Here is an 11,393-nt window from a genome sequence, read left to right as displayed (position 1 = left end):
CGGATCAAGCGACAATATCCGGAGTTCATCGTCTTTATCGTGGTCGACATGAATGGCGACGCCTTCTGCGACTCAGCGAAAGAGCATAAGCCGGCTACCGCAGCTGGACGTGCCTACTTCGCCAGCGCGGTGAAAACCGGCAAATTCACAGTCGGAGAGTTCGCAATCGGCCGAACGACCGGTCGCAACGTCGTTCAGTTCGCGCTGCCATTCTACGACGACGAGGATCGCATGGGCGGCGTCGTTATAGCGGCCCTCAGCCTCGACTGGCTCGCCGACTACATCGCGAAAAAGGGCGTTCCGGCGGGAGCCGCGCTCGCCATCACGGACCGCAACGGCATCGTTCTCGCTCGCTATCCTGACAATGACGTGTTTGTCGGCAAGAAGTTGCCCGTTGGTGAAGACCCGATGCTCGACAACGGGACCGTAGCGGACATGGTTAACATTGACGGCGTGCGAAGAATTGTCGGCTTCGCCGCCGTGGGGCAAGATCTTCTTGTCGGCTTCGGCCTCGGCAAAGCGCAGACTTTCACCAAGATCGAACATCGCACGCGGCGCGACGTGTTGTTCATCATTGTGAGCGCCCTGATTGTTTTGATCCTAACGGCGTGGGGCGCCCAACGGTTCATCCAGCGCCCGTTTGCGCAATTGGTTGACGCCGCGAACCGATGGCGGCTCGGCGAATTCGGCCGGCGTGTGGATATCCCGGGCAATTCGGAAATCGCACGGGTCGCCAGAGCATTCAACGCCATGGCCGATGCGCTGAAGCACCGTGAGCACGAATTGTCCGAGGCGAGGGAGCAGTTTCATCAGAGCCAGAAGATGGAGAGCGTCGGCCAGCTCACCGGCGGCGTCGCGCACGACTTCAACAATCTGCTCACGGTGGTCTCCGCGAACCTCGAACTCATCGAGGCCGGTGATGATATCGGCAAGATCCGGCACTTCGCCGCGGCTGCGCGGCGTGCTGTCGATCGGGGGGCAAAGCTGACCGCGCAGCTTCTCGCCTTCTCGCGCCGGCAGATATTGAATCCAAGTCCGGTCAACGCAAACCAGCTTGTTTCCGAGTTCCAGGGCATCATTCGCAAAGCCGTTGGGGAAGCATGCCGGGTCAAGGTCTGGACTAGTGAAGGGTTGTGGCTGTGCCATGTCGACCCGGCGCGGCTGGAGACCGCTCTCCTCAATCTGGCCCTGAACGCGCGCGACGCCATGCCCAATGGCGGCGTGCTCGACATTGAGATGAGAAACATCGTCGTGAACGAAGGAGCCGTGGCGGGGTGCTTGCCCGGATCCTACGTCAGGCTGTCGGTTCGGGACACCGGTCTTGGAATGCCTCCCGAGGTGGTGGAGCGGGTGTTTGAGCCCTTCTTCACAACGAAGGAGGTTGGCAAAGGCACCGGGCTCGGGCTTAGCATGGTCTACGGCTTCGTCCGTCAGTCCGGGGGGCATGTTGCCGTCGAAAGCGCATTGGGAAAGGGGACCACTGTTTCTCTCTATTTGCCCAAAGCCACGCAAACGCCTGATGTCGAAATGGAAGACGCCCAACCCCAAGCGTTTCCGACCGGTTCGGAGCGAGTCCTGGTTGTCGAGGACAACGACGATCTTCTGGATCTCACGTCGGCGATGCTGACCAGGTCGGGCTATCAGGTTCGTTGCGCTCGGAATGGCACGGAAGCCCTTTGGATGCTCCAGAGCGAGGAATTTGATCTGGTGTTAAGTGACATCGTGATGCCAAACGGGATCAACGGCATCGAGGTAGCTCGCGAAGCGAGGCGATTGAACAAGCGCATCAAGGTCCTGCTGGCCTCGGGCTATGCGGGAGACGTGCTAGAGCGACATCAGGCGGTGGGCGAATTTCCGATTATCGACAAACCATTCCGCATGTCGGATTTGGCGGCGCGCTTGCGGTCAATCCTGCACGAAGGTTGAGATGATCTCCTGCCGTTGCTTTCTTGGCGCGCATGGCGCCATTAACTAGGTTTACCTGACACACCAATGAATCTAACCTGTACTTCCTTCACATTTGACGTAGGGCCCGGTTCAAAAACCTCCAAACAGCGGGGAGCAGCAGTCGACGAGCCTTGGTGGGTCAAGCTGAGAAGAACTGAGGGCGAGCAATGCTGATCGCTACTCCCTCGAACTCGGACATCGCCCGATGAAGTAACCCAGTTCGCATTTGGGCAATACCCGACATTAACGTGAGCGATAATTTCCCAAGCATAAGCGTGGGTGCCCCGGCGCAAGCGGAAATCCTCGACGATCATTCTCATCGAACAGCGGATCGAACCACCTTCGCCGCGAGCGTAGCTACAGCGCTGATCCAGCTTCCAGGGCTGATCTCTCCGGCATGCGCTCCGGAATGGCACTCGCATGCGTTGCGAAAAAGTCACAGTGCGAAATGAAACTCGGCAGTGTCACGTCGCCGTGCATTGTGCGACATGTCTCCTGCGCTAAAAATTGTGGGGCATTCGATTTCCGAGTGGACGTACAGGTCTCAGGCGGAGGCCGGTAATGGCGACAACTCGAATCCTTCTCGGTCCGGCGGCGAGCCTTTTGCTCGCAACCAGCGGAGCCGCAGGCGCTGACCTTCCTGTCAAGGCGAAGCCGATCGAATATGTGAAGGTCTGCTCGGCTTACGGCCCCGGCTTCTTCTTCATCCCCGGTACCGACACTTGCATGAAGATCGGTGGCTATCTCCGGGTCGACACCACATTCAATGGCGGCATACAAGGCACGCCTGCCTGGAACGGCGACGCAGGCCAACATAACCGCTACTTCGACTACTTCGCCGCCCGCGCCCGTATGCTATTGTCATTCGATACCCGCACCGCCACCGACTATGGCGTGGTCCGTACCTTCGGGCAGGGCCGGTTTACGTTCAGCGCGCTCGGCAACAACACCTTCAACCCGAACTCGATCAACACCTCGCTTCCGGTGGCCAGCCAGCAGTTGCTCGACACTCCCGGCGGCGGCCAGGTTTCCATCCAGTACCTCTTTCTCCAGTTCGCAGGCTTCACCTTCGGTCAGTCGGCGTCTGCCTACGCCTCGCCTTGGCAGGGCTACCCCGGCAACATCACGGACTTCCTGATCGGCGGCCAAAACACTGATACCGGCGTCCAAAACATCCAGTACACTGCCGATTTCGGCAACGGAGTGACCGGCAGCATTGGCCTCGACGATCCAGTCGTATGGGACCGCACCGCGGTCTACAACCTGTCGCTGCCGCTGAACGCCACGCTGAACACGGGCAACGCTTATGCCGGCACCCATGCGCCCGATGTGGTCGGCAACATCCGCATCGACCAGGCTTGGGGTCTGTTCCAGATTTCGGCCGCGGCTCATGAAGTGAGCGGGTCGTACAACACGCTCAACGCGCTCGGTGCTCCGGCGGGCGCCGTCGCCCTGCCGGGCGCGGCGCCGACCGCGGCATCCGAGCTTTCCGGACATCCCGACACCTCGTGGGGCGGCGCGGCGATGGCGGTGTTGCAGATCAAGAACATCCCGACCGGTACCGGCGACGACATCAAGATGGACGCGAGCTATTCCAAGGGGGCGACGAAGTACGTCGTCTCGTCAGCTGCAACCTCGCCGAGCTTTGCCATATTCGGCAGCACCAACGCTTTTGGCGCCTATCAGAGCATCGGGTTCGGGGCGACGACCGACGGTGTCTTTCTGCCGGTCGCAGCCGGTGGCAACGGCTCGCTGCATCTGACGGAGGCCTTCGGCGTTCGCGGGGCATTCAACCACAACTGGGACCCATATTGGTCGTCGAGCCTCTTCGGCTCGTATGTGGGCGTCCGCTATGACGGCGCCGCCAAGGCCTTCATCTGCGCGAACTACACCACCCCCGCCAAGGCAATCAGTGCGGACTACATCTGCAACCCCGACTTCAACGTCTCGCAGCTTGGTGTCATCACCCGCTGGACGCCGGTCAAGGACCTGACCTTCTCGGCCGAATTCATGTGGGTTCACCTCGACCAGAAATTCCAGGGCACCGCCATCCTCGGAGCTGCGGCCCCCAAGCCGACCGCGCGCTACGAGTTCCAGGATCAGGACACGTTCCACCTGCAGCTTCGTGCCCAGCGTAACTTCTGAGGCCTTTTTCCAGCGAATAGACCTGACAAGGCGCTCAGTCTGTCTTGATTTAGCTAGACTAGGCTCCTGTAAAATCAGAGCATTGCCGTCCCACACAGCGTGAAAGCCGACATGCCGGGGAGATCAGGTTGGATCAAAAGCGACGATGGAGGTGAGCGCTCATCAACGACCGGTCCAGGGCTGACTGGTGACATCGCAATGGCGTTGGTTTAATTTGGCTCAAGGCCGACTTCAGGCATGGCCGGTGGCGCGGGGACTGCAACATCGGTACGTCTCGAGTCGATTTGCGACAGGCATAGCGAGCGCCCTCGATCGGTTCCGCCAAAGTTGGGACGCGCGGCGTGGTCGATCTTATCGAGACACACGGCCACGCAGCGTAGTGACATCAGCAGGCTGGACTGCTGACGCGGCATTTCCCCAGGTATTGCGCACATAGGTCAGGACGTCTGCAATCTCTGTGTCACTGAGATTCCAACCGAAGGACGGCATGGCGGGTGCGGTCGGGGCAGCTGAAGTGGCGACAGCGCGACTGCCGATCAGAACAACACGAATCAAGGATGTCGGATCAGTGGACTGGACCAGGGGCGCTTGTGCCAGGCGCGGGAATAGGTTTGGAACGCCGGCGCCGCTAGAAATGTGGCATGCCGCACAATGGTCCTCATAGATTGCCTTGCCCGCCACCATGCGTGTGGCATCGTGCGCCAGCGCAATGGCCGTGTTCGCGCTGCGAGGAGCGCGATCCTTCAGATAGGTGGCGATCGCAAGAAGATCAGCATCCGTCATATGAGAGGTCGAGTTCTCAACGGCCTCGGCCATCGGCCCGGACGCAATGTCGAACGAGTTGGCGCCGGTCTTAAGATAGCGGACGATGTCTTCCGTGGACCAACTCTCGATGCCCATACGGGGGTCCGCGGTCAGATCAGGCGCATACCAATCCTGCAACAATGCGCCGCGCAAGGCTTCTCCACCCCGATCGCCGCCGGTGATGTTCTTCGGTGTATGACAGGTCCCGCAATGACCGAGGCCTTCGACCAGATAGGCCCCTCGGTTCCACAGATCCGACTTTGCCGGGTCGGGTTGAAATACCCCGGGCTTGAAATTGATCAAATCCCAGGTGGATGTTGCCGGCCGGCGGACATTGAACGGAAACCTAAGCTGATTCGGCTGAACCTCGTTTCGCACCGGCTCCAACGTGCGCAGATAGGCCCAGATGGCTGAGACGTCCTCGCGAGTAACCTTGGTGTAGGCGGGATACGGCATTGCTGGATAGAGGCGAATCCCATCCCTACCAATCCCCTCATGCATTGCCCGCCACAAATCTGATTCGGTCCAAGCACCTATCCCGGTCGCAACATCGGGCGTAATATTTGGACCGAACAACGCTCCGAACGGCGTCTCCAGTGCAGCGCCGCCGGCAAACGGCTTACCACCCGGCGCAGTGTGGCAGCTGGTGCAATCGCCGAGCACGGCGAGATACCGGCCGCGCTCGATCTTCGCGAACGCCTGGTTGTCTTCCGCCGCGCGCGCGGCAGCCAGGCCGATCACGCAGGCCGCGAGCGCAAGAGTCATCAGATTGCGCATTCTCATGCCATTACTTCGGAGTGCTGGCCGTCAAATCTGCACGAGCGAGCCGGGACTCTTCAGGTAGCGGTTTACGATCGCGTCTGCCGCCCAATAGGCGAGCGCGCCCACAGTATCCGTGGGATTATATCCGGGGTTCTGCGGGAAGGCCGTGGCGCCCATGACGAACAGGTTGGGCACCTCCCAGCTCTGCAAATAGCGATTGAGCGCGCTGGTCTTGGGCTCGACGCCCATAATGGCACCGCCGCAGGTGTGCGTTGTCTGGTACACGGTGACGTCGTAAGGACCGCGACGTGGATGCTTCTCAAGCTGCCGCGGTCCCATCTTCTGCGTGACCTCAGCCAGCCGGTCCGTCAGGTATGTCGACATCTTGAGCTCGTTGTCGTGGAAATCGAACGTCAGGCGCATCAACTTGCGGCCGAAGCGGTCCGTGTAGGTCGGATCGAGGTCGAGATACACGTCGCGATAACTATAGCAGCTGCCGTGCGTGACGGTCTCATAGCTGCTCAAGTAACTCTTCGCCACCGCCTTCTTCCACTCGGCGCCCCACCTCGGCGTTGCCCGTGGTGTCCTCCCAGTCTGGATCGGTCGGCCATTGGTCTGCACCGCGCCCATATAGCCGCCGCCGACGAAGCCATGCGGTCCGTGATCGAAATTGTCGCCGTTGAACTCGTCAATGCACATTCCGATCGAGCCCGACGCGATGAAGGGATTGAAGATCTTGTCGTCGAAGAACGCGCCTACGCTAGATGTGACTTGGTAGGAATAGTTTCGCCCAATCACGCCCTCGCCGGTACGCGGATCGTAGGGCTTGCCGACTCCGGAGTGCAGCAGCAGGTGCACGTTGAACAACTGGAAGGCGCAGAGCAGCACAAGGTCCGCCGGCTGCTCCCATTCGTTGCCACTGGTGTCGACATAGGTAACGCCGGTGGCGCGTTTTCCCGATCTATCCAGGTTGATCTTCGATACCTCGCATTGCGTGCGCGCCTCGAAGTTCGGACGGCGGATGAGTGCGGGCAGAATCGTGGTCTGCGGACTAGCCTTCGAGTAGTTGCCGCAGCCGAACCATTCGCAGAAGCCGCAATAAGTACAAGGGCCTATCGTGACGCCGAGCGGGTTCGTATATGCCTGTGAGAGATTTCCGGAAGGTTGCGGGAAGGGCTTATAGCCCATCTCCTGAGCCGCCTGTGCGAATAGCGTCGGGCCGTATGGCTGCTTCTGCGGCGGCGTCGGATATTCGCGGGACCGCGCTCCCTCGAAGGGATTGCCGCCCGCCTGTATCCGCCCTTTTATGTTGCCGGCTTTGCCGGACGTGCCGCACAGATATTCGAACTTGTCGTAATGGGGCTCGAGGTCATCATAGGTAATCCCCCAGTCCTGGATCGTCATGTCCTCGGGTAGGAATTTTTCGCCATAGCGCCCCACCAGATGCGTTCTCAGCTCGAAGTCGCTGGGCAGGAAGCGCCACGTCTCGGCATTCCAATGCACGCCGCCGCCGCCGACGCCATTGGGCGGCATGAAGGATCCCCAGCTGCGGATCGGCAGGGCCGTCTGACTGGCGTTGTTGCGGAAAGTCATTGTCAGCTGTTCCGGTCGCAGGAACAGATCGTGGCGGATGCGGTAGCGCAGCTCGTCTTGCGCGTAGGCCGGCGGGAAATCAGTCGCCGTGTCGCGCCATGGGCCGCGTTCGATCGCCACCACGTTCAATCCGGCACCAGTCAGCTCATGCGCCAGGATGGAGCCAGTCCAGCCCAATCCGACAATCACCACATCCGTTGCTGGCAATTTGCGCATCATATTCCCGATACTCCGGACGAGACTAAATTTGCGCGTTTGGCGCCTATTCGGGTCGGCCAGCAACGCCAATGGGTGGTAACGGATAACGCTCGTTGTGCCGCTCAACCCAGTCGCGGTAATCATAGCGCGCCCCGGGAAAACCGATCATCTTCCAGCCGACCATGTCGCGGTTGCCGCCGTAAACTGGATCAGCGAAGAACCCCTCCCGCGTGTTCTGCAGCAGATACTCGAAGAATGCGCGACCGCTGGTTCCTTCCAGTTGCACCTGATCTTTCTCGAGCGCGGAGAGAACCTTGTCCTTCTCATCGTCGGGAATCTGGGCGAAGGGCTTTCCCCCGTAGGTGGCGCGACAATATTTGTCCAATGCCGCCAGCGCCTGGCGATACCGCGCTGCCGGGGTCAACGGCGACTGATCTCCCTGCTCCGGCGTTCCGTCGGCGAAGGGCCCGTGCATGTAGAGCCCCTCGGCGCTGCCATACGATCCCGCAAGTTGTCGGTCGATAAAGACCGCACAGCCGGCGTCCTTGCCTCCCGGCGTCTCCGGGTCCGGCGGGATCAGCCGGTCGACGAGCGCTTCGACGGCAGCTCCTTCTTCCGGAGTGAAATACGCCCATGGCCCAGGCCGCACCGCTGTGGGTGGAGTGCCGGCACTTGGTCCCCATGGCAAGCTGCCCTTGACGACTAGCGCGCGAGCGGAGGTCGCCGAAAACAGCAAGGTCATGGCGGTGGTTATAAGCAATTCGCGACGGCACACGCCGGGATTAGAGCGCGACGAGCGGACTATTCCCTCAGCGGCGCCATCAGCACCGGGGGGCGTCTTCCGGATACCGTTGGCGCTGAGTCGGATCTCTGACGCGACCATAGTGCTCCCCTGGATCGTGAACTCGAAATTCCAAGGTGGCGCATGAAAACACAAGGATAGCACAGTCTAATCGGTTCTCAAGTCGGGTGCGTTCAGTTCAGCAATTTAGGTCGCAGCAAAGCGGGGGTTGGCGTGGCGCTTTGGGGTCCGGTGCGACGGGCTTGCCTGAAAGAACTTGAGCGTGAACTGATCGCGTGTTGCAAAGCAACATCCACGAATTCGAATCATCGAAGCGGTAGACGTGTTGCTCAAGCAAGAGAGATTTACGAGCGGGTTAAGGTGAAATTACATCGAGGCATTAACTGACCGCGCCGGATTGATCGCTCCGACTTGCGCGCGCCACTTCCGGTCTAGCCCGATAGGCGAAATTCCAACTGTTCTTCATGCTAATTTTCTGTCCATTTTTTTGCTTCCTCGTAAAGCGCTTGACTAAACACGCCGACTTAGCCTCGGGAAGCCCTTGTGCCTGCCCGGATGCGCATTCGCGTTTAACGACGTCATACAGAACCGACATCATCAACCGCGCACCATCGCCCGGTCCGATGCACCCGGCAGACTGCGGCAAACAGCGCACCTCTGTCCCAGACGCCCCGATTGGCCGCCACCGCATCGAGGCAATCAGCCGCGCAGAGGATTCGTTACGTCAGTAGGGCAGCCAATAGCCTTGCCGCTGCCGCGCAAAAGCGTAGCGCGGGTTGATCCCACAATACGAGCGGGTGCCAGACGCAGTCGCCCAGCATTGCTGGTAGGTCCAGAACTGGCAAAGGCCCGGCCAGCCCCAGTCTCGCGGCCCATTAGGCGGCTACCGCCGGCCGCTAAACTTGCCCGGTGCCATTTGCGCGCCGACACCAGTGCTAATGCGGAGCGCGCCGCTGCGTCATTCCGAATTCGGCGGAAAATCGCAGCATGTCCTCCGCCGCCTTGCTCGCGATCCGCTGCACGGGATTGATGCGCGGGTTGCCCTCCGCCGACCGGATCAGCAACGCGTTCGCTGCGCCCTCGCGGTTCGCCATGCGCAGCAGGGTCTCCTCAGCGGTTTTCCAGCGGCTGTAGGCGCAGCAATAAGCAACGAAGGGACCGATATCGAGCACGGTCACCAGTCCGAGTCTCTGCATCGTGGCCGGCACGCCATCATTCATCGCGCGCAAAACTGTCGAGGTGCGACGGCGGTTCCGGGCGCTGGGAGCTCGATTGTAAGCTGCGGCTCGTTCTTCGGCATCGGGCGCTTGCCGGGATCGCCGCGCTGAAAGCAGATGATCGTCGGCTGCGGCGGTGGGCCAGGTCTCATCGCTTTCTCCCGGGTTAAACGCGCGATTATGTGAGTATGGGCACGTTTGCCGGAAAGTTTGGGCAACTTGCGGCCGCACGCGTTGGAGCGCCGCCGCCGCGCTCGGACGATAGGAGGACCTGCTTTTTTTGCTCGTTCCCCACCCCGTGTCGAGACGACCGCCAGGCCGTTGCTAATGCCCGCGTCCTTTTCCCTGTGGATAGGGCGCCGAACACGCAGCATCGGTTCTCTGCTCGCGTTACGTGTAGCGTTGGGCAGAGCGCATCATCATGACCACAGATCGGACAACACCGCTCGGGCTATTTAACTTCGCCGAGTCATACCGGCACGCCGCCGACCGGGTTCAAGCCAGCCGTGCCAAACGCCGTTGCGCTTCTAGGCTCCGATCCGGTTCCTCTACTCGCACGCGCTGGAACTGTACCTCAAGAGCTGCCTGCGAGCTGACGGCCTGTCCATCGAGACGATCAAGGACCGCTATGGGCATGGCTTCAAGAAACTTCGGAGGGCATGCGCAAGGCGAGGTGTCATCTTCGATGACGAAGACGTCGAGATCATAGCGTTGGTTGATGGATCAAACTATTGGCGGTCGCGCTACATCGAGACGGGCTTCGTGCAGGCTGCCAGCCTACCGGGCATGGCTCGGACCTGCGACTCTCTCGCGCAATCTGCGTACCAATTCCTGGCGAGCAAGAAAGTACTCGTTCGCAAACCTGTTCGAACACCAGCCCGGCTTAGACGATGATTTGGATCAGTTTGCTCAAGGACGTTGCGGGCCCAGTCGCCACAATTGTCGCAGCTACTGCTGCGGCGTTCGTTGCCTACCGACTGGGACAGGGACAGATCGCGATTGCGAGGACCCAAGCCGAGATCGCGGAGCGCAACTGGCAAACATCTAACGAAAGGATTGTGTTGGAGCTGTTTGAACGTCGCTTGGCCTTTTTGAAGACATACAGGACGTCATTGGAGAGGTTGTGCGCAATGGGACGGCGAGCAACGATGAGCTGTTTCGCTACGCCAAAGCCTGTGATCGCGTGCTCTATTTTTTCGGACCCGAGGTGCCCGAATATCTGGAACGCTTGCGCCTTCACCTCATCGACCTGAATCTCGCGAACTCGAAGATGCAGAACCTGCATGACCCTGCGTATGCTGATTGGGTCGAAAAGAAACACGACCAGTTCACAGCTATCGCCGACTTCTACAGGGCCGCTCCGCCGATGTTTGCGCCCTACATGAAAGCCCATCAGAAAGTCGCCTAGGACGTCGATGCGAGCGGCGCGTTCTCACCAAGGGTCAGCGAGCGATGCGGGGTCGCACGCTATATCCCGAGCCAGATCAGCGAGGCCGGGGCAAGAAGGGAAAAGCGGCGGACGCCGCCGATTTTAGCCAGCGACGCTTGCGCGAAACTCGCTCCGCCTTGGCCCATTCCCGCGATCTCGCGGTCGCGATCCGTGACGGCACCGTCACCATCGACGCCGCGATGCGTTACGCACTGTCGTCCTCAGTTGTTACGCTCGTTACGCCAGCACTCGACTGGCGTAACCGATACCCGTCCGACTTACTTTAATTGCAGTCCTTATTTCCAGGAGCATCAATCAAAAAATCATTGCGATGCCCGGGGGTCGGCATCAACATGCCAATTTGGCTGCTAGTCACGTGAATCTAAAGTTCGCCACATAATGTCTGCTGAGCTTTGTGACAGAAGCGTTTGACAGAAGCCAAGATCTGGTCTGCGGACTTGGTCCATTTGAAGGGCTTCGGGTTGTTGTTGTGCCG

At 60.1% G+C, this 11,393-nt stretch carries 7 protein-coding genes and 1 pseudogene; 3 read left to right on the top strand and 5 right to left on the bottom strand.

Annotation, left to right across the window (positions count from 1 at the left end; genetic code table 11):
* Both ACZXDY_RS42495 and ACZXDY_RS42490 read left to right on the top strand, forming a co-directional pair.
* Positions 1-1,926: ATP-binding protein (locus ACZXDY_RS42495; protein WP_464349599.1), on the top strand; the 1,926-nt coding region annotated here is incomplete at its 5' end.
* A gap of 582 nt (positions 1,927-2,508) precedes the next feature.
* On the top strand, positions 2,509-4,092 hold the full coding sequence (locus ACZXDY_RS42490; protein WP_028169223.1) for a porin: 1,584 nt from the start codon (positions 2,509-2,511) through the stop codon (positions 4,090-4,092).
* A gap of 351 nt (positions 4,093-4,443) precedes the next feature.
* Here ACZXDY_RS42490 and ACZXDY_RS42485 read toward each other — a convergent pair whose 3' ends face one another.
* The 5 genes and pseudogenes from ACZXDY_RS42485 to ACZXDY_RS42465 form a co-directional block, all read right to left on the bottom strand.
* Positions 4,444-5,673: a c-type cytochrome gene (locus ACZXDY_RS42485; RefSeq protein WP_464349598.1), complete on the bottom strand. Its 1,230-nt coding sequence runs from the start codon at positions 5,671-5,673 to the stop codon at positions 4,444-4,446.
* Positions 5,674-5,703: 30 nt separating this feature from the next.
* Positions 5,704-7,470 carry a GMC family oxidoreductase gene (locus tag ACZXDY_RS42480; protein WP_028169221.1) on the bottom strand — a complete coding sequence of 589 codons (1,767 nt, stop codon included), beginning with the start codon at positions 7,468-7,470 and terminating at the stop codon, positions 5,704-5,706.
* A 43-nt stretch (positions 7,471-7,513) separates the two neighbouring features.
* Complete coding sequence (locus tag ACZXDY_RS42475; RefSeq protein WP_080664205.1) at positions 7,514-8,332, bottom strand: gluconate 2-dehydrogenase subunit 3 family protein; 819 nt, start codon at positions 8,330-8,332, stop codon at positions 7,514-7,516.
* A gap of 643 nt (positions 8,333-8,975) precedes the next feature.
* Positions 8,976-9,107 (bottom strand): annotated as a pseudogene (locus ACZXDY_RS42470) (DUF3551 domain-containing protein); the annotation flags it as partial.
* 79 nt (positions 9,108-9,186) lie between these two features.
* The gene (locus tag ACZXDY_RS42465; protein WP_196237453.1) at positions 9,187-9,447 is read right to left on the bottom strand and encodes a P27 family phage terminase small subunit; all 261 of its coding nucleotides are present in this window, start codon (positions 9,445-9,447) and stop codon (positions 9,187-9,189) included.
* A 1,144-nt stretch (positions 9,448-10,591) separates the two neighbouring features.
* Here ACZXDY_RS42465 and ACZXDY_RS42460 point away from each other — a divergent pair.
* A complete protein-coding gene (locus ACZXDY_RS42460) occupies positions 10,592-10,876 on the top strand; it encodes a hypothetical protein (protein WP_028169218.1) in 285 nt (94 codons plus the stop codon).
* Positions 10,877-11,393: the final 517 nt, after the last annotated feature.

The sequence above is a fragment of the Bradyrhizobium sp. LeoB3 genome, from assembly GCF_055456055.1.
This window is presented reverse-complemented; position numbering and strand designations above follow the sequence as displayed.